This window comes from Brevundimonas vesicularis (assembly GCF_900445985.1).
Taxonomy (GTDB): Bacteria; Pseudomonadota; Alphaproteobacteria; order Caulobacterales; family Caulobacteraceae; genus Brevundimonas; species Brevundimonas vesicularis_D.
Genome location: NZ_UAQP01000005.1, coordinates 624,323 through 643,235, shown reverse-complemented (window position 1 = coordinate 643,235; position 18,913 = coordinate 624,323). Strand labels below are relative to the sequence as shown.

General features: G+C 66.6%; 21 protein-coding genes. 5 read left to right on the top strand and 16 right to left on the bottom strand.

Translation table 11 applies throughout. The features are described 5' to 3' along the window. Positions 1-7: 7 nt before the first annotated feature. The 7 genes from DT343_RS03285 to DT343_RS03255 are packed head-to-tail and all read right to left on the bottom strand — an operon-like array spanning position 8 to position 5,231. Positions 8-772 carry an ATP12 family chaperone protein gene (locus DT343_RS03285; protein WP_112861728.1) on the bottom strand — a complete coding sequence of 255 codons (765 nt, stop codon included), beginning with the start codon at positions 770-772 and terminating at the stop codon, positions 8-10. Next, on the bottom strand, positions 769-1,794 hold the full coding sequence (locus DT343_RS03280; protein ID WP_112861727.1) for an RluA family pseudouridine synthase: 1,026 nt from the start codon (positions 1,792-1,794) through the stop codon (positions 769-771). The genes DT343_RS03285 and DT343_RS03280 overlap by 4 nt, the downstream gene beginning before the upstream one ends. Further along, positions 1,791-2,186, bottom strand: a complete 396-nt coding sequence (crcB, locus tag DT343_RS03275; RefSeq protein ID WP_112861726.1) for a fluoride efflux transporter CrcB — start codon at positions 2,184-2,186, stop codon at positions 1,791-1,793. The genes DT343_RS03280 and crcB overlap by 4 nt, the downstream gene beginning before the upstream one ends. A 40-nt stretch (positions 2,187-2,226) precedes the next feature. Further along, a complete protein-coding gene (locus DT343_RS03270; protein ID WP_112861725.1) occupies positions 2,227-2,715 on the bottom strand; it encodes a CC0125/CC1285 family lipoprotein in 489 nt (162 codons plus the stop codon). A 49-nt stretch (positions 2,716-2,764) separates the two neighbouring features. Next, on the bottom strand, positions 2,765-3,118 hold the full coding sequence (locus DT343_RS03265) for a DUF1304 domain-containing protein (protein WP_112861724.1): 354 nt from the start codon (positions 3,116-3,118) through the stop codon (positions 2,765-2,767). Between the two features lie 54 nt (positions 3,119-3,172). Continuing rightward, positions 3,173-3,898 carry an RluA family pseudouridine synthase gene (locus DT343_RS03260; protein ID WP_112861723.1) on the bottom strand — a complete coding sequence of 242 codons (726 nt, stop codon included), beginning with the start codon at positions 3,896-3,898 and terminating at the stop codon, positions 3,173-3,175. 16 nt (positions 3,899-3,914) lie between these two features. After that, entirely contained in the window at positions 3,915-5,231 is a 1,317-nt protein-coding gene (locus DT343_RS03255; RefSeq protein WP_112861722.1) for a replication-associated recombination protein A, read from the bottom strand. Positions 5,232-5,305: 74 nt separating this feature from the next. Here DT343_RS03255 and DT343_RS03250 point away from each other — a divergent pair, with 74 nt between their 5' ends. Beyond that, positions 5,306-5,728, top strand: coding sequence for a VOC family protein (locus DT343_RS03250; RefSeq protein WP_088582762.1), 423 nt, complete (start codon positions 5,306-5,308; stop codon positions 5,726-5,728). A 4-nt stretch (positions 5,729-5,732) separates the two neighbouring features. Here the strand turns inward: DT343_RS03250 and DT343_RS03245 are convergent, their stop codons facing one another. After that, positions 5,733-7,136 (bottom strand): Do family serine endopeptidase, encoded by a 1,404-nt coding sequence (locus DT343_RS03245; RefSeq protein WP_112862559.1) that lies wholly within the window; start codon positions 7,134-7,136, stop codon positions 5,733-5,735. A 204-nt stretch (positions 7,137-7,340) separates the two neighbouring features. Between DT343_RS03245 and DT343_RS03240 the strand changes: the two genes are divergently transcribed. Further along, entirely contained in the window at positions 7,341-9,302 is a 1,962-nt protein-coding gene (locus tag DT343_RS03240) for a M61 family metallopeptidase (protein ID WP_112861721.1), read from the top strand. A gap of 112 nt (positions 9,303-9,414) precedes the next feature. Then, positions 9,415-11,403 carry a M61 family metallopeptidase gene (locus DT343_RS03235; RefSeq protein ID WP_112861720.1) on the top strand — a complete coding sequence of 663 codons (1,989 nt, stop codon included), beginning with the start codon at positions 9,415-9,417 and terminating at the stop codon, positions 11,401-11,403. Between the two features lie 155 nt (positions 11,404-11,558). Here DT343_RS03235 and DT343_RS03230 read toward each other — a convergent pair whose 3' ends face one another. Then, positions 11,559-12,239: a type 1 glutamine amidotransferase domain-containing protein gene (locus DT343_RS03230; protein ID WP_112861719.1), complete on the bottom strand. Its 681-nt coding sequence runs from the start codon at positions 12,237-12,239 to the stop codon at positions 11,559-11,561. Between the two features lie 119 nt (positions 12,240-12,358). On the opposite strand from DT343_RS03230, the gene DT343_RS03225 reads away from it, so the two are divergent. Next, entirely contained in the window at positions 12,359-13,276 is a 918-nt protein-coding gene (locus tag DT343_RS03225; RefSeq protein ID WP_112861718.1) for an alpha/beta hydrolase family esterase, read from the top strand. A gap of 134 nt (positions 13,277-13,410) precedes the next feature. On the opposite strand, the gene rplL is transcribed toward DT343_RS03225, so the two are convergent. From rplL to DT343_RS03195, 6 genes are all read right to left on the bottom strand, one after another. Beyond that, a complete protein-coding gene (rplL, locus tag DT343_RS03220) occupies positions 13,411-13,794 on the bottom strand; it encodes a 50S ribosomal protein L7/L12 (protein ID WP_055754823.1) in 384 nt (127 codons plus the stop codon). A 62-nt stretch (positions 13,795-13,856) separates the two neighbouring features. After that, a complete protein-coding gene (gene rplJ, locus DT343_RS03215) occupies positions 13,857-14,372 on the bottom strand; it encodes a 50S ribosomal protein L10 (protein ID WP_055754822.1) in 516 nt (171 codons plus the stop codon). A gap of 310 nt (positions 14,373-14,682) precedes the next feature. Beyond that, positions 14,683-15,252, bottom strand: coding sequence for a DUF2059 domain-containing protein (locus DT343_RS03210; protein ID WP_181669110.1), 570 nt, complete (start codon positions 15,250-15,252; stop codon positions 14,683-14,685). A 70-nt stretch (positions 15,253-15,322) separates the two neighbouring features. Further along, on the bottom strand, positions 15,323-15,775 hold the full coding sequence (locus DT343_RS03205) for an NUDIX hydrolase (protein WP_112861716.1): 453 nt from the start codon (positions 15,773-15,775) through the stop codon (positions 15,323-15,325). Between the two features lie 153 nt (positions 15,776-15,928). Beyond that, a complete protein-coding gene (locus DT343_RS03200) occupies positions 15,929-17,011 on the bottom strand; it encodes an AI-2E family transporter (protein ID WP_112861715.1) in 1,083 nt (360 codons plus the stop codon). Between the two features lie 69 nt (positions 17,012-17,080). Continuing rightward, positions 17,081-17,497, bottom strand: a complete 417-nt coding sequence (locus DT343_RS03195) for a winged helix-turn-helix transcriptional regulator (protein ID WP_112861714.1) — start codon at positions 17,495-17,497, stop codon at positions 17,081-17,083. Positions 17,498-17,550: 53 nt separating this feature from the next. Here DT343_RS03195 and DT343_RS03190 point away from each other — a divergent pair, with 53 nt between their 5' ends. Next, positions 17,551-18,159 (top strand): NAD(P)-dependent oxidoreductase, encoded by a 609-nt coding sequence (locus DT343_RS03190; RefSeq protein WP_112861713.1) that lies wholly within the window; start codon positions 17,551-17,553, stop codon positions 18,157-18,159. A 64-nt stretch (positions 18,160-18,223) separates the two neighbouring features. Here the strand turns inward: DT343_RS03190 and rplA are convergent, their stop codons facing one another. Further along, entirely contained in the window at positions 18,224-18,913 is a 690-nt protein-coding gene (rplA, locus tag DT343_RS03185; protein ID WP_017506695.1) for a 50S ribosomal protein L1, read from the bottom strand.

Genomic DNA, 18,913 nt, shown 5'->3' with positions numbered 1-18,913 from the left:
GAGCGCCCTAATCGAGCGCTCTGAACCACCGGTCCAGCAGTTGGGCCTCCGCGCGGCGCGCCTCAGTGCGCTCGGCGGCCTCCGCGTCCACGCCCCACTGCTCTTCCTGGAACAGCTCGTCGATCCGCGACAGGTCGAACGCCGCCCCGCCACCCAACGCGCCCTGTTCCACCGCCAAAGCCAATACGGCCGACCCCAGCAGCGGCACGGCCGTCGCCAGTCCGGTCAGGCGGAAATCGTCCAGCGACAGCGCATGCGCCTTGACCCGCGCAATGGCGTCAGGCGATTGCGGTCGATGCACGATGCCTTCAACCGGCTGCAGCGCCACGCCCATCTCGCGCGCAGCCCAGTCACGCCACGGCCCCCATTCCCGCGCCTGGCGCTCGACCAGCGGCGTCGGATGTTCGGCCAGATAGCAGACCACGTCCGATCCGGCATAGGCCGCGATCTCGTCCGCCACCGGCTCGCGCGCCTGACCGATCCGATCGATGGCGGTCGAGGCCAGCCGGGTCGCCGGCATGGTCGACGGATCCAGAAAGTGCCCTTGCGCCGCCCATTCGTCGGCGACCAACTGCGCCGAAGCCTGCGTCGGCAAGACCAGCGCCGCCTTGTCCGGCGTCTTCGGCGTGCGTCCGTCCAACAGCACGGCCCAGCCCCCGCCCGCATGCGGCCCGACCCCCGCCTCGGTCCAGAAGCGCGAGATGCGGTCTTCTGTCTCGCGGAACCCTTTGCGAGCGGCGACCATGGGATCGAGCGGTGGAATATGGCTCATCGGATTCGCTTCACGCCCAGGAATGGATCGTCTTCGGCTTCGTCTTCGGAGAAGCCGAAGTGGGCGAAGCCGGCTTTCATCTCGGGGCTCAAGGGGGCGGTGACCTTGAGGACGCCGCCGCGCGGGTGGTCCAGTTCGATGCTGCGAGCGTGCAGTTGCAGCTTCAGGGGGCCCGACAGTTCGCGCGATTTCTCGTCGCCGTATTTCGGATCGCCCAGAATGGGATGGCCGATCCCTGCCATATGGGCGCGCAACTGGTGCGTCCGTCCGGTGAAGGGGCGCAGGGCCATCCATGACGCCCGGTGCGAGGCGCGGCTGATGGTGCTGAAGGCCGTCTCGGCCGGTTCGGCGCGCGGGTCCTTGCGCTCGGCCGGGCGCATCATCTCGAAATCGTTGATGCCGGTCTTCTTCAGCGGCATGTCGATCTGGCCCGAATAGGGTTTCGGATTGCCGATGACGATGGCCCAATAAGTCTTCCTGGCCTGCCGTCGCGCGAAAGCGCCCGCCAGCCGCTTGGCCGCCTCCGGCCCCTTGCCCAGCAGCAGGACGCCCGACGTGTCGCGGTCCAGCCGGTGGACCAGGCGCGGTCGCTCCAATCCCTCGCCCCAGGCCGACAGCAGACGGTCCACGTGACGGCTCGTCTTGGTCCCCCCCTGCACCGCCAGGCCATGCGGCTTGTTCAGAGCGATGACCATGTCGTCTTCGTACAGGACCAGCGACTTGGCGAAGGCGATGTCCTTTTCCGAAAGGGTGTGGGCGTCGCCCGCCTGGCGAGAGGTATCGTCGGGGATCGGCGGCACGCGCACGGCGGCGCCGGCGGTCAGCCGACCTTCGGGTTTGATGCGGGCGCCGTCCACACGGATCTGGCCGCTGCGGGCCATCTTCTGCACCTGGATGTTGGACAGATGCGGCCAACGCCGACGAAACCAGCGATCCAGCCGGATGCCGTCCTCGTCCTCGGCGACATAGATCGTCAGGACTTCGCGCTTGGGCGCGTCGGCTGCGGGCGGCTGATCGGTCAAGCGGGAACTCCAAAGGCGCGGCGGGCGACCATCAGGCCGACGAACAGGGCCGCGATGGCCAGAACCACCGAGCCGATCACATAGGCGGCGGCCAGGCCGATTTGGCGGCGCTCGATCATCTGCACCGCTTCCAGCGAATAGGACGAAAAGGTCGTGAACCCGCCAAGCACGCCCACGGCGGCGAACAGGCGCACCATCTCCTGCTGCGCCCCGCCCCGGAACGCCAGCCAGCCGACGAGCAGACCCATCAGCAGACCGCCGCCGACGTTGGCGGCGAAGGTGCCAACGGGCCAGCCGGCATTGGGGGCAAGCCGCCCGGCGGCGAGGCCAAGGCCATAGCGCGCCATGGAGCCTATGGCCCCACCTGCCGCAACGAGAAGAAAACGTGTCATCGTGCGGCGATATATACGCCGCCCGCGCCGAAAGCGATGGTCAGCGCGGGATGGAGCTCTGCACCGAACGTGCGTCATAGGCGTTCGGACGATCGGGCTTCTGGCCGCGTCCCAGAACCACTTCCAACGTCGTCGAGGTCGGCTGCGGTCCGCTGAAATTCAGACCAACGCCCACGCCGACGCCAGACGCCGAATAGCCGCCATATCGGCTGCTGCCGCCGCCGATGGAGACGCTCGGGCTGACGCCGCCTGCGCCACCCGGCCGACCATCGGTCCAGCTCTGCGTCACCTCGAACCAGTCGTAGCCTTGTTCGGTAGTCAGGTCGGCGGCGCGCACCAGCGCCCAATTGGCGACACGGCCCGCCGCGCCGACGCCGTTGTAGGTGACACGGTAGCGGTTGGATTCAATCCGCTGCTCGGAATACCCCTGCCCGTTCGGCCCCATCTGGGCGCCATAGGGCGCCAGGCTGGCGCAGGCGGTCAGGGCAAGGGCGGAAAGGCCGGTCAGGGCAAGGGCAAGACGCTTCATCAGAGTTATCCTTTCCGTGACATAGCGCCGAAGCCGGGACGGCGTTCCGTCAGAGGCCGAGGAGCAAGGCGGCCAGCGCAAGACCCGCCGGAACAGCCTGGATCAGCAGAATCTTGCGGCTGACGGTCGCCGCTCCATACAGGCCCGCGACGATGACGCAGCCCAGGAAGAAGATCTTGATCTGAAACCCGGCCTCGCCGAGCCAAAGGCCCCACGCCAGACCTGCGACCAGAAACCCGTTGTAGAGGCCCTGATTGGCGGCCAGCACCTTGGTCTCTTCGGCCTTCTCGGCGCTCATGCCAAAGGCGTGCCGGCCGCGCGGCGTGGTCCACAGCACCATTTCCAGGACGACAATGTAGGCGTGGATCAGGGCGACGACGCCGATCAGGACGGTGGCGATCATGGGGCCTCTCCAGTTTCCGATACCAGTCGATCACGCTTGGAGTAGGCCCGCAACCTATAAGCCTAGCGCCGTCCTCAGCTTCGCGAAATCCTCGGGCGGCGGCGCCTCGACCGTCGTCGTCCCACCCTCGGGATGCGGAAAGGTCAGTTTGGCGGCATGCAGCATCAGACGCGGCGCCGGCCCGACCGGTGTGGTCAAGGCGCCCCCGTATCGCACGTCCCCGATCAACGGCCGGCCGATATGGGCCATATGCACCCTTAACTGATGCATTCGCCCAGTCAGCGGCTCCAGCTCGACCACGGCCCCTTCCGGTCCCGCCGCCAAGGTCCGATAGCGGCTCTGCGACCCTTGCGCGCCCGGCGCGTCAAAGGCGACGACCCGCATATAGCTCTCGCGCCCGATCTCCTCGCGGCGCAACGGCGCGTCTATGGTGGCCGCCTTGGGCTCAGGCGCGGCCGACAGCAGGGCCAGATAGTGTTTCCTGAACCGCCGCATCTGCAACGCCTTGCCCAGAAAACTCGCAGCCGGCTTGGTCTTGGCCGCCAGAATCACGCCCGAGGTGTCGCGATCCAGCCGATGCACCAGCTCCGGCCGCTTGCCGTTCGACCGCGCGAACGCCCACAGCAGGTCGTCCAGCGTATGCGCCTTGATCCGCCCCCCCTGACTGGACAGGCCCGGCGGCTTGGAAAAGGCGATGACGTGCGCATCCTCGTGAATCACCCACGACCGAACGGCGGCGATTTCGTCTTGGGATAGGGCGACGGGTTGGCGTTCTGACATCGGGGGCTTCTAGAGGTCAGTCGCCGGACGCGTCCACCGCCATCCGCGCGCGCATCTCGACCCAGCGTTCCAGCCGCGCCTTGACCTTCTCCTCGTGCCCCTCGCCCTTCGGCTTGTAGAAGGTGCGACGGTCCATCTCGTCGGGGAAGAAGTTCGCGCCCGAGAAGCCTTCGGGCGTGTCGGGGTCGTACTGGTAGCCCTTGCCGTACCCCAGCGACTTCATCAGCTTGGTCGGGGCGTTGCGGATATGGGCGGGGGGCATCAGCGAGCCCGTCTCATAGGCCGCCTTCTTGGCCGCCTTGAACGCCTCATAGACACCCACCGACTTGGGCGCTGTCGCCAGATGCACCACCGCCTGGGCCAGGGCCAACTCGCCCTCGGGACTGCCCAGGAAGTCGTAGGTGTCCTTGGCCGCATTGGCGACCAGGATCGACAGCGGATCGGCCTCGCCGATGTCCTCGACCGCCATCCGCACGATCCGCCGCGCCAGATACAGCGGATCCTCGCCTCCGTTCAGCATCCGCGCCAGCCAATAGAGCGCGGCATCAGGATCAGACCCGCGCACCGATTTATGCAGGGCGGATATGAGGTTATAGTGTTCTTCTCGGCTCTTGTCGTAGGCGGGCGCCCGGCGTTGCAGCACGCCCGCCAGCCCCTGCACGTCCAGCTTTTCGCGCTCAGGCAGGTCGAACAGCACCTCCGACATGGTCAGCAGATACCGCCCGTCGCCGTCGGCCAGGGCCAGCATCGCCTGCCGGGCCTCCGGCGTCAGCGGCAGGGTCCGGTCCATATGCGTCTCGGCCCGGCTCAGCAGCTGATCCAATGCCGCGTCGTCCAACCGCTTCAGCACATAGACCTGACTGCGCGACAGCAAGGCGCCGTTCAGCTCGAAGCTGGGGTTTTCCGTCGTGGCCCCGACCAGGGTCACGACGCCTGCCTCGACGAACGGCAAAAAGCCGTCCTGCTGGGCGCGGTTGAAGCGGTGGATCTCATCGACGAACAGCAGCGTGCTCTGTCCCGCAGCACGCCGCATCCGCGCCGCCTCGAACGCCTTCTTCAAGTCGGCGACGCCCGAAAACACCGCGCTGATCGCCTGATATTCATAGCCGGCCGCCTGCGCCAGCAGGCGCGCGATCGTGGTCTTGCCCGTCCCCGGCGGTCCCCACAGGATCATCGAGCCCAGCCGCCCGGCCTCAATCATGCGCCGGATCGGCCCGCCTGGCCCCAGCAGATGATCCTGCCCGACCACCTCGTCCAGCGTGCGCGGACGCAGGCGGTCGGCCAAGGGGGCGTCGGGGGGCAGAATGCCGGAGGCTTCAAACAGGTCGCTCATGGGTGCGACCTATGTAGGCGTTCGCCACAGGCTTTTCACGCGTTAGTATGGCGAACCGCCACGGAGACCGCCCCATGACCGACGCCAATCCGAACCAGGGTCCGACTTCTGGCGTGACACCCCACCTGACCATCCCGTCGCGCGGGGCCTCTGCGGCGATCGATTTCTACATCATCGCCTTCGGCGCCGAGGTCCTGGACCGTCGACTGGCCGATGATGGCGAGCGACTGATGCACGCCCACCTGAGGATCAACAGCGCCAGCGTCATGTTGAACGACGAGTTTCCGGAATACGGCGGTTCCCAGGATGTCCGCCCAGCCGGCGTCACCCTGCATCTTCAAGTCGCCGATCCCGACGCCTGGTGGACGCGCGCCATGACTGTCGGCGGCGCTGAACCCGTCTTGGACATGGCCGATCAGTTCTGGGGCGACCGCTACGGCGTCCTGCGCGACCCCTTCGGCCACACCTGGTCGATCGGCGGGCCGACGAAGGCGTGACGACCTATCTCAGCACGCCGCGGATCTGACGGCCGCCCCGGTTGACCACGACCTCCCACGGGCCGCGACCGGAACTGACGGCCTCCACATCGCGGGCCGAGCCGATGGCGCGGCCATTGATGCTGACGATCAGGTCGTTCTGGCGGAAGCCGGCGCGCGCCGCATAGCCGCGGCCGGACACGCCGGTCACGATGACGCCCGTCGCGAACGGATCGCCGCCCAGTCGGTCCGCCAGAGCAGGGCTGAGCGCCACGACCTCGGCGCCGGCGAAGGGACCGGACTGGATCGTCACCCCCTGCTTCGGATCGGCGTCGCCCGGAAGAGTCTGAACCCGCGCGGTCAGGGTCTGAGCCCGACCGTCGCGCAGGACGGCTACCTGCACCTGATCGTTCGGATTGCGCGAGCCGACGCGGTAGTTCAGCCCGTTCTGGTCGTTGATCTCCTGACCATCGACGGCGGTGATGACGTCGCCCTGACGAATGCCTGCGCGCGCGGCCGGACCGTTGGCATAGACGTCGGTGACGACCAGCCCCTGCGGTCGGCTCAGGCCGAGGCTGCCCGCGATTTCGCCAGTAACCGTATCGCCCTTCACGCCCAGCCACGGCCGCACCACAGCCGTCGCGCCGCCCAGTGCGCTGTCGACCACCCGCTTGACCATGGCCGCAGGCACGGCGAACCCGACGCCGGCCGAGGAGCCAGAGCGCGAGAAGATGGCGGTGTTGATGCCGATCAGGTCGCCGTCCATGTCCACCAGCGCCCCGCCCGAGTTGCCGGGGTTGATGGCCGCATCGGTCTGGATGAAGGACCCGCTGTCGGAAATGCCGGTCTCGGTCCGGTTCAGGGCCGAGATGATGCCGTTGGTCACCGTCTGACCCACGCCGAACGGATTGCCGATGGCCAGGACCAGATCGCCGACCTGCTGCTCTTCCTGATCGTCGATGGCCAGCACCGGCAGCCGGTCGCTGACGTTCTCCAGCCTCAGCACGGCGATATCGCTGCGCTCATCGGCCAGGATGACGGTGGCGGGAAACTCGCGCCGATCGTTCAGCACGACCTTGATCTGCTGGGCGCCGTCGATGACGTGGTTGTTGGTCACCACGATCCCGTCAGAGCGAACAATGACGCCGGAACCCACGGATTCCGCCACCCGCGCCTGGGGAATGCCGCCGCCGAAGAATTGGAAGAAGGGATCGGCCTGCACCCGCTGCACGCTACGTGCCGAGATATTGACCACGGCCGGCGCGGCGGATCGCACCACGGGCGCGAAGCTCGATTTCATTCCCGCCGCATCGGCCGGGGCGGTGCGCGTCGGTTGGGCGAACTCGCCCTCCTGCGCCTTGGAGTTCGAGGGATTGCCGCACGCCGACAGGGCGAAGGCGGCGGCGAGCACGATCGATCGGGTCTTCATGGGCATCCGAGAAAGTCAGGCTTCAAGCGACGCCATTCCGCGCCCGGTTTCGGGCCGGATCAAGGCGTGTGCGCGGCATCAACGAAAAGCGGGACAGGGCGTTCCGCCCGGCGGCGAACGCAAGATTGTCAACGGCTTCAAGCTTGACGCCTTGCACCCTGCGTCGGACTGTCGCGGCTCCCCAAGTCGCCTGAAGAGTCCTCGATGATCCGTTCTTGCCTGCGCGCCGCTCCGCTCGGCCTCGCCCTACTCTTGGCCTCGACCGCCCCGGCCGCCCTGGCGCAGCAGGCCTCGACCACTCCGCCCGCCCTGCCCGCGCCCCTGCCTGCGATTCCGGAAGCGCGGGACGTCGCCTATCCCGGCGTCATCACCCTGGACGTCGACGCCACCAATCTGGCCCAGCACATCTTTGCGGTGAAGGAAACGATCCCGGTCGCCCAGGTGGGACCGATGACTTTGTTCTTCCCCGAATGGCTGCCCGGCAACCACGGCCCCGTCGGCCCCATTGCGCAGTTGGCCGGCATTGAGATCACGGCGAACGGCCAGCGGGTCGAATGGGTTCGCGACACCCTGCATCCCTTCGCCTACCACGTGGTCGTCCCGGCCGGTGCGACCGCGCTGGACATCACCCTGCAGCATCTGTCGCCGACGACCGGCAATCAGGGCCGCATCACGATGACGCCCGAGATGCTGAACATCCAGTGGGAGAAGATGCTGCTCTATCCCGCCGGCCACTGGTCGCGGAACATCACGGTCCAGCCCACGGTCAAATTCCCCGCCGGCTGGCAGTTCGGCACGGCGCTGGAGCCCGAAACCAAGGCTGGCGACGTCCAGACCTTCAAGCCCGTCAATCTGGAAGTGCTGATCGATAGCCCGGTCTTCGCCGGCGTCCACTATCGCCAGATCGACCTCGATCCCGGCGGCCGCTCGCCCGTTCGCGCCAACATCGTCGCGGACAAGGCCGACAGCCTGAACGCCACCGACGAGCAGATCCATATCCTGCGCAATCTGGTCGATCAGATGGACCGGCTGTATGGCGCGCGCCATTTCGACCACTACGACTTCCTGATCGCCATGACCGACAAGCTGGGCGGCATCGGGCTGGAGCATCACCGCAGTTCGGAAAACTCGGTCGATCCCGCCTTCTTCACCGGCTGGGACACCCATCTGTCCGACCGCGACCTGCTCAGCCACGAGATGAACCACTCCTGGGACGGCAAATGGCGCCGCCCCGCCGACCAGTATGTGCCCAACTTCAACAGCCCCCTGCAGAACAGCCTGCTGTGGGTCTACGAGGGCCAGACCCAGTACTATGGCCAGGTGATCGCCGCCCGCTCGGGCCTGCTCAGCAAGCAACAGGCGATGGACGCCCTGGCCATGACCGCCGCGACGTTCGACACGCGCGTCGGCCGCGAATGGCGCGCGATGCAGGACACGACCAACGACCCCATCATCAGCCAGCGCCAGCCCAAGGGCTGGCTGTCGTGGCAGCGCGACGAAGACTACTATTCGGAGGGCCAGCTGATCTGGCTGGACGTCGACACGACGATCCGCGAGAAGACCGGCGGCCGGAAGTCGCTCGACGACTTCGCCCGCGCCTTCTATGGCGTCCAGGACGGCAGCTATACGCCCGCTCCCTATACGTTCGAGGATGTGGTCGCGGCCCTGAACGGCGTCGTCGCCAATGACTGGGCGACCTTCCTGCGCACCCGCCTGGACGCCGACGGCCCCGAGGCCCGCGCCCCGCTGGACGGTCTGGCGCGCGGCGGCTGGCGGCTGGCCTATTCGGACAAGCCCACCGATTATATGAAGACCCTGTACGCCGAGCTGAAACGCAACGATTTCACCTATTCGCTGGGCTTCCAGACCGGCGAAGGCAACAAGATCCGCAGCGTCCAGTGGAACGGCCTGGCCTTCAAGTCGGGCCTGGCCGCCGGGATGGAGATCGTCGCCGTCAACGGGCAGGCCGCCAGCGCCGAACGCCTGACCGAGGCCGTAACCGCGGCCAAGGATCCGTCGACGCCCATCACCCTGATCGTCAAGGACGACGAGCAATACCGCACTGTCGTCTTCGACTACCATGACGGCCTGCGCTACCCCCGCCTGGAACGCATCCCCGGCACACCTGATCGCCTGGGCGACATCCTGACGCCGCGTCGGCGCTGAAGGCGCACGTCTCCTCCCGATCGTTCGCGAGAGGGAGGAGACACAACGCCACGCTTGACGCATCGCCCCTCGCCCCCGACGGTGCGGCTCCCTCGCCGAACCGGATGACCGAATGCCGCGTACCCGCCTGACCGCCGCCTGCCTCGCCGTTTTAGTGATGGCCGCCGCTTCGCCAGTTCTGGCCCAGAGTTTCCAGTCCACTCCGGTCGTCATCGATGCGACCCAAGCGCCGCTGGGTTTGCCCCGCGCCCAGCCGGCCATTCCCGCACCCCAGGACAAGCCCTATCCGGGCGTGATCCAGTACCGCGCCGACATCACCGACCTGAACCGTCGCATCATCAACGTAAGCCAGACAATCCCGGTCGCCGGTCCTGGCCCGCTGACCCTGCTCTATCCGAAGTTCCTGCCCGGCAACCACGCCGCCACCGGCCCAATCCAGCTGTTGGCCGGCCTGACCGTCACCGCCGACGGCCGGCGCATCGAGTGGCTGCGCGACACGCTGGACCCTTACGCCTTCCACCTCGACATTCCGGCGGGCGTGACCAGCATCGAGGTGCAGTTCCAGCAACTGACCCAACCCGACGCCTCCAACTGGCGCGTGCTGATGACCCCGGCCATGGTCAATCTGCAGTGGGAAAAGGCCATCCTCTATCCGGCCGGCTATTTCAGTCGCCAGATCCAGGTCGCCCCCTCGGTGGTCCTGCCTGCCGGCTGGAAATACGGCACGGCCCTGACCACGGCGTCCCAGGACGGCGACGTGGCGACCTTCGCCCCCACCGACCTATACACCCTGATCGACAGCCCCATCTTCGCCGGCGCCCATTATCGCCGCGTGGACATCGACCCCAGCGGCGCCCCGTCTGAATCAAGGGTACACCTGAACATCCTGGCCGACGAGGCCAAGGGGCTGGCCGCCACCGACGACCAGCTAAAACTGTTCGAGAACATGGTCCAGCAGGCCGACCGCCTGTTCGGCGCCCGTCACTTCGACAACTACGAATTCCTGTTCGCCCTGACCGATCAGATGGGCGGCATCGGGCTGGAGCATCATCGCTCGTCCGAGAACACCGGCGCGCCCGACTTCTTCACCAACTGGACCAAGAGCGCCGGCGACCGGGGCCTGCTCCCACACGAATACACCCACTCCTGGAACGGCAAGTTCATGCGTCCGGCGGACGAGCTGACCGCCAACCACAACGTCCCGACCCAGAACACCCTGCTGTGGGTCTATGAGGGCCAGACCGAATACTGGGGCGATGTGCTGGCCGCCCGTTCGGGCCTGCACTCGAAAGACGTGGCCCTGGCCACCCTGGCCAGCGTCGCCGCCTTCTATGACAATCAGCCGGGTCGCCAGTGGCGCGCCTTGCAGGACACCAACAATCACAATCTGCTGGGCTATCGGGTGCCGGGCCAGTTCACCTCATGGATGCGCGGCACCGGCGACTACTACCGCGAAAGCCTGCTGGTCTGGCTGGACGCCGACACCCTGATCCGCGAGGGCACGAATGGCCGCAAGTCGCTGGATGATTTCGCCAAGGGTTTCTTCGGTCACGACGACGGCGAATGGGCGCCGCAAGGCTACAGGTTCGAGGATGTGGTCGCAGCCCTGAATGCGGTCTATCCCCACGACTGGGCCGCCTTCCTGCGCACCCGTCTGGACGCCGTCGGTCCCGACGCCCGCGCGCCGCTGGCCGGGATCGAGCGTGGCGGCTGGCGACTGACCTACACAGACACACCCTCGGCGGCGGAGAAGTCGGTCCAGAGCGGCTGGGCCAACGACTTCCAGTATTCGCTGGGCTTCACCCTGTCGGGTGACAAGCTGACCAACATCCGCTGGGGCGGGCCCGCCTTTGAGCACGGCCTCGGCGCCGGCTGGAGCCTGGTCGCCGTCAACGGCAAGGCCGGCTCGGCCGAGGTGTTGCGCGACGCCGTCACGGCGGCGAAAGGGACCGACGCCCCGATCGAACTGTTGCTGAAATCCGGCGACCGCTTCCGCACGGTGGCCTTCGCCTATCACGACGGCCTGCGCTACCCGCGGCTGGAACGGATCGCGGGCGCGCCGGATCGCCTGTCCGACATCCTGGCGCCCCGCCGGCGCTAACTCTGTGCGATCGTCTCCTCCCCACTCGGTGGGGAGGTGGCGCGACGCGCCTTCGCGTCGCGACGGAGGGGCTCTTTAGGTCTGTGGGACTTCAAGAACCCCTCCACCGCTTCGCGGTCCCCCTCCCCGCATCGCGGGGAGGAGACAGATTTTCCTTATGCCCTCAACAGCTTCAGCAACGCCTCGGCCGCCGCGTGCGACGAGCCGGGGTTCTGCCCGGTCACCAGCTTGCCGTCGGTCAGCACATAGGAGCCCCAATCCGGCCCCTTGGAGTAGTCGCCGCCGTTGGCGGTCAGCACGTTCTCGACCAGGAACGGCACCACGTCGGTCAAGCCCACGGCCTCCTCTTCGGAGTTGGTGAAGCCGGTCACCTTGCGGCCGTTGACCAGCGGCTTGCCATCCGGCCCGTTCACCGACTTCAGCACGCCGGGCGCATGGCAGACGAAGCCAGTCGGCTTATCCGCCTTGGCGAAGGCCTCGATCAGGGCGATGGAGTCGGCGTCGTTCGCCAGATCCCACAGCGGTCCGTGGCCGCCGGGATAGAAGACAGCGTCGAAATCCTCGGCCTTCACCGACGACAGGACGACGGTCGAGGCCAGGGCGGCCTGGGCTTCAGCGTCGGCCTTGAACCGGCGCGTGTCGTCCGTCTGGGCGTCGGGGTCGTCGCTCTTGGGGTCCAACGGCGGCTGACCACCCTTGGGCGAGGCCAGCACGATCTCCGCGCCCGCATCCTTCAGCGCGTAATAGGGTGCCGCCAGTTCTTCCAGCCAGAAGCCGGTCTTCTTGCCCGTGTCGCCGAGTTGGTCGTGCGACGTCAGCACCAGCAGAATTTTCATAGGGGATGGCTCCGTCTTGGGGTGTCCACAGATGGGAAGCCGCACGGCGCCGCTCAAGACTGGTCTCGATACCGAAAACACCTCACCCTGGAGGTCTCGATCAGCGGAGCCAACGTCGCATGAAGTCTTGGATTGGTCTGTTCGCCGCCCTGATGGGCCTGATGGCCTTCAGCCCGTCAGCGCACGCGGCCGGCCCCTGCAACGTCGGACAGGCGGGCGCGACCCAGACCGTCGCCATAGGCCGCAGCGGACGCACGATGCTGATCCACCTGCCTGCTGGTTTCGACCCTGCAAAGCCGGCGCCTCTGGTCTTCCTGCTGCACGGCAGCGGCGGCACGGGAGAGAAGATGCTGGCGTCTTCCGGCCTGGCTGAGGCGGCGGATCGGCACGGCTTCATCGTCGCCGCGCCCGACGCCGGCATTCCGGTCGATCAAGGCTTCGTCTGGAACATCCCCGGCGTGCCGACCGTCACCGGCAGGATTCCCGGTCCCGGCGACGCGGACGACGTCGCCTATCTGACGGGGGCCATCGATTATCTGGCCGACCAGGGCTGCGTCGATGACAGCCGCATTTATGCGACGGGCCTATCGGGCGGTGGGCGGATGGCGTCGTGGCTCGGTTGCGTCGCCGCCGACCGTTTCGCCGCCATCGCCCCGGTCGTCGGCTTGCGCGCCGGCAATCCACGAAAAGACCGCCCGGAGGAGCCGGATCCCGCCACCTGCCGCCCTTCGCGCCCCATGCCGGTCATCGCCTTCGCCGGCGACGCCGACACGACTAATCCGATCCGGGGCGGCGGCGCAGGCTATTGGAGCTACACCATGCATGCCGCCGAACAGCGCTGGGCCCAGTTGAACGGCTGCACCCAGGTGCGCGACACCCGCTGGATCGCCGACAAGGTCTATGAAGAGGGCTACGCCGCCTGCCGCGACGGCGCGGACGTCGTGGGCCGCATCACCTCAGGCGGCGGTCACAGCTGGGTCGCCGACAACGACGCCCTGTGGGCCTTCTTCGCCGCCCGCACCCGCCCGCAGCGCTGATGCAGACCAAGCCCTAGCCTTGTTGCCGCTCATGGGCCTCAAGTAGCGCGAAGCGCGGTAGGCCCCAAAAGAAAAAGACCCGGCGGTTTCCCGCCGGGCCTTTCCGATCTTCAGCAAATGCCGAACGTCAGATCTTACTTGATCTGGACCTTGGCGCCGGCTTCCGTCAGCTTCTTGGCGACTTCGTCGGCGGCTTGCTTGGAGACGTTCTCGACGACGTTCTGCGGAGCGCCTTCGACCAGGTCCTTGGCTTCCTTCAGACCCAGGTCCGAACGGACGCCGCGGACTTCCTTGATCACGTTGATCTTCTTGTCGCCGCCGTCGACCAGGACGACGGTGAATTCGGTTTGCTCTTCGGCAGCTTCAGCCGGAGCGCCGCCGCCGGCGGCCGGAGCAGCCATGGCGACCGGAGCAGCGGCGCTGACGCCCCACTTTTCTTCCAGCAGCTTGGAGAGTTCAGCAGCTTCCAGAACGGTAAGCGCGGACAGGTCTTCGACGATCTTGGCGAGGTCAGCCATTGTCAGTTTTCCTTCGGAGGATTGGTTTTAGAGAGTGATGCAGAGATGAAAGGCTGGGCCGCTTACGCGGCTTCCTTGGTGGCGTAGGCGTTGAACACACGAGCCAGCTGACCGGCGGGCGCTTGCAGCACGCCGGCGATACGGGTCGCAGGCGCGTTGAGCAGGCCGATGAGTTGACCGCGAACCTCGTCGAGCGTCGGGAGCTTGGACAGTGCGTCCACGCCCTTTTGGTCGACGATGGTCGAGCCCATGAAGCCGCCGACGATCTTGAAGCGATCGTTGGCCTTGGCGAACTCGGTGGCGACCTTGGCGGCCGTACCGGGGTTCTCGGAATAGGCGATGCCCACGGGACCCTTGAACAGGTTGTGGTAGTCGCTGCCTTCCTCGGCTTCGAGCGCCTTCAGCGCCAGGCGGTTCTTGACCACCTTGAACGCGCCGCCTTCTTTACGAAGACGGCCACGCAGATCTTCCATTTCCGCAACGGTCAGACCCAGGTTGTGGGTCACGACCACGCTGCCGGCGTCGGCGAAAACGCCCTTGAGCGATTCGATAGACTCGGCTTTTTGAGCGCGATCCATTGCGGTCTCCAGTCTTGGTATTCGCCGCCGGGCTTATTCCCGACGACGGATTGGCCAAAGCGCGTCGCATCGCTGCGAAACGTCGGGCCGGTCTTATTGTCCGAAGGATGCGTCTGACGGCGTCCGTCCCGGAATGCGGGCTGACAGCGCAAGGTCGCGTCCCCATCTCCCCACGGCGTCAGAGGGCTCTCTGACAGTTATGGCCTGGGTGACCCCCACGCCCCGAAGTTCTCGGACAGGACCGTCAGAAGATGAACCTCCGACGGGAAGCGGCGCTCTTACAGGCGCCGCCGTTGGAAATCAACCCGGCTTAACGCCGACTGGGCTTGGCGCCGGTCTGCCCAGCCTCGCCGCAGTCAAACCGGGCGCAGTATTTGCTCTGCAATTCGGTCATGAAGCTGGTCATCACTTCGATCTGCGACTCTTGCACGGCCACGCCCAATGGAATCGCCTTGGCTGCGACGGCGCGCCCTACCGGACTGCGATAGAAGTCGATCTGACCGCGCAGTTCTTCTTCGGTGTAAAGCTCCGCATAGGCCGGAACCATGTCGTCCAACAGACGCACCACCATCCGGCTGAGCATCGGCGGCATATTGGTCCGGATCCAGGCCGCCTCCTCGCCGCCCTTCTGAGTGATCTCGTCCAACTGCTCGCCCATGGCCTGCTCGAACTCCTTCATGAAGTTTGGCCCGGCAGAGAGATCGATCAGTTCGCGCGCCAGGACACTGCGGCGGGCCAGGCCTTCGTCTGGACGAACGACGACCTGGAGGCGCTCCTCCCCGCGGTTCGGCGCCTCAGTGCTTTGCGCCAGCGCTGCCGTACCCGAACCGAACGCCGAAACAAGCGCCACTCCTAGCGCCAGATTATGAATGATGGTCATGGTCGCCTCCCCTGCTCCCTTATCGGCAGGCATCACCCCAGCTGACCAGTCGAATTCGACCGACGGTTGCTCAATCTTCGAGCGGCGTGGCGTCGAAGTCGCGGATCAGCGCGGCCAGGTCGGGCTCATGAACCAGATCAGCCGCCTCGCTCAGGCTCATCCAGCGGCGCTCGCGCTGGTGCGCTTCGGGCCAGGCGCCCATCTGGATCAGCACTTCGAGCGGATAGACCGACACCACGCACTGGCGCACGCCGCCGTCTTTCAGACCCTTGGCGTATCGGAAGACGCCGATGGACTGGGTGTCGATGTCGCCCTTCACCCCCGCCTCCTCCATCGCCTCCTGCGCGGCGGCCTCGGGATCGCTCTTGCCGACCATCCGCCCGCCCTTGGGAATCACCCAGCGCCGCGTTTCGCGCGAGGTGATCATCAGGATGCGACGCTCGCCGTCCTCCAACCGCCACGGCAGGGCCGCGACCTGCCGGGTCTCGGAGCGGGTGGTGCGTTTCGACCGGGCCTGGGCCACGCCTCAGCCCTCGCCCATCGCGTGAGCGGTCATGACGATTCGTGCTGGCGCTCGCCCAATCTTCACGTCTGGTTCCAGGTCTGCCGGTCGCGGCCGCCCTCGAAACGGGATCGCAACGCCTGCGTCAAGTTGTCAGACCACGGACGGTCCCATTTATTTCTCGCCGGGTGCCTTGGCCTCGGGATCGCCCAGCACGTCCTGACGATACAGCATGGTGATCAGGGTGTGCAGCACCAGCGCCAGCGGCGTGGCGAACAGCACGCCCAGCGGGCCGAACAGGGTGCCGATGCCCACGACGGCGAAGATGCCCAGGACGACGGGCAGGTTTGCGACGTTCTTCTGCACCATCGGCGTGATGAAGTTGCTCTCCAGCTGGGACACCACGACATACAGCGCCAGCGTCATCAGGGCCGTCTGCCACCCTTGCGTGGCGCCGACCAGCACGGCCGGCACGGTGGAGACGATGGGACCCACGATCGGCACGAACTGCGCCAGACCCGTCAGCAGACCCAGCCCCAGCGCCGACGGCACGCCGATGATGGCCAAACCGACGCCCGTCAGCGTCCCGACCAGCACCATTGAGAACAGCTGCGCCTTCAGCCAGCCCTTCAGCGCCTTGCCGCAGCTGTTCAGCACTTCGCGCATTCGCGGCCGCCGATCCATGGGCAGCATGGACAGCAGCCCTTCGCGCGACTTGGCGGGCTCGATCGCCAGGAAGACACCGGCCACAACGACGAGCAACAGGGTCGTCACGCCAGATGCGAAGCCCAGGGCGAACTTCTGCGCCACCTGCAGCGCCTGACCGGCTCGGTCGCCCAGCCCCTGAATCTGGTCGAACAGTTGCGCGGCATACGGCTGCGCCTGAATCCAGGACTGCACCTGGTTCCAGCCTTCCGGCACCACGGCGGACAAGGCGACGACCTGCTCGGTGATCTGCGTGCCGAACAGGGTCAGCACGCCCGCCAGCACGGCGACGACGATCAACAGCGATAGAAAGACCGCCAAAGGATCCGGTGCCTTCAGCCAACGCACGATGGGATCGGCCAAGGCCCGCAGGATCACCGCCACCACGATGGCGCCGAAGATCAGCAGCCAAAGAGTCTGAAGCGCTATGATCAGCTGGACCGCGAAATAGGCCGCCACCAGCACGACGGCCCCGAACGCGAGGCGCCCCTTCCACGGGTCGTGGCCGCCCACACCGGACTTGTCGCCCATCAGTTTTCCCAGTCCGAACATATCGCCCCCTTCAAGGTCGCGACAGGAACGCGGGTCGAGCGTGGCCGTTCGCCGCAGGCGATAAAAAAGTCAGTGGGTGTCGGGGGATCGCTGATCGTAGGCCATTTGCGCCGCCGCGACTTCCGGCATCCGGGTCTCGGCCCAGTCGATCATCGACTGCATCGCCGCCATCAGGGTCCGGCCCAGTGGCGTGACCGCATAGGTCACCGACACCGGCACGGTGGCCACGACGGAGCGTGACACCAGCCCGTCGCGCTCCAGCGACTTCAGCGTCTGGCTCAGCATCTTCTGCGACACCCCGTCGACCCGCTGCTTCAGGGCGTTGAACCGGATCGGCCCCTCGTCCAGCACGATCAGGATCAGGGTGCTCCATTTGTCGGCGATCCGGTCCAGCAGTTGCCGCGTCGGACAGTTCGCTGCGAACACATCGCCGCGCAGCCAGGTTTCTTGAAGGTGACCAGGTGTCTGAGAGGTGCCGTCTTGCATGGGCGCATCCCATATCGCACCTGGTATCCATTGGATACCCAAAGGAGCCTTACATGAAAGTCGCAGTTCTCGGCGCCAGCGGTCGCGCCGGCTCGGAAATCACCAAGGAACTGGCCGCGCGCGGTCACACGGTCACCGCCATCGCCCGCAAGCATGAAGCGATCCCGACCGCCACCGGCGTCACGCCTGTCGCCGGCGACGCCTCGGACGCCGCTGGGCTCGCCGATCTGATCAAGGGTTCGGATGCCGTCATCAGCGCCCTGCACTTCGATGTTCCCGCCGCGACCATCCTCGGCGCGCTGAAGACCGCCGGCGTCCCGCGTCTGCTCGTCACCGGCGGCGCCGCCAGCCTGGAGGTCGCGCCCGGCGTCCTCTTGTTCGACACGCCGCAGTTCCCGGCTGAATGGAAGCCCATCGCCAAAGGCGGCCTGACCTTCCTGGACGACCTGCGTCAGGAGACGGACATCAATTGGACCTTCTTCTCCCCGGCCGCCCTGATCGAGGAAACGCCGCGGCTGGGCCGCTATCGCACCGGGACCGACCAACTGGTCGTGGACGCCAACGGCGACAGCAAGATCGGCTTCTCCGACTACGCCGTCGCCATGGTCGACGAGCTGGAGAACCCCAAGCACAGCCGCGCCCGCTTCACCGCCGCCTACTGATCCGGGCAAGAAAAAACGGCGGGGATCGCTCCCCGCCGTTCTTCAGTGTGGCTTGTCTTTCGACTTAGGCGCCCAGCGAGGCCGGGTCGACCTTGAAGCCCGGGCCCATCGTCGAGGACAGGCTGATGCGCTTCACATAGGTGCCCTTGGCGCCCGACGGCTTGGAACGCACCAGGGCGTCCACGATGGCCTTCACGTTGGCTTCCAGGGCGTCCTGAGTGAACGAGACCTTGCCGATGCCAGCGTGGACGATGCCCGCCTTCTCGACGCGGAACTCGACGGCACCGCCCTTGGCGTCCTTGACGGCCTGGGCCACGTTCGGGGTCACGGTGCCGACCTTGGGGTTCGGCATCAGGCCGCGCGGGCCCAGCACCTTACCCAGACGGCCGACCAGGGCCATCATGTCCGGCGACGCGATCACGCGGTCGAACTCCATGAAGCCGCCGGCGATCTTTTCGTACAGATCTTCGGCGCCGACGTGTTCGGCGCCGGCTGCGGTGGCTTCGGCCGCCTTGGCGTCCTTGGCGAAGACGGCGACGCGAACGTCACGGCCGGTGCCCGACGGCAGGTTGACGACGCCACGGACCTGTTGGTCGGCGTGACGCGGGTCGACGCCCAGGTTGACCGAGATTTCCAGCGACTCGTCGAACTTGGCCTTGGCGTTTTCCTTGGCCAGCTTGATGGCGTCGGAGAACGGCAGCAGGTCTTGGGTCACGCCGGTGCGGGCCTTGAAGGCCTTGGTTTGCTTGGCCAT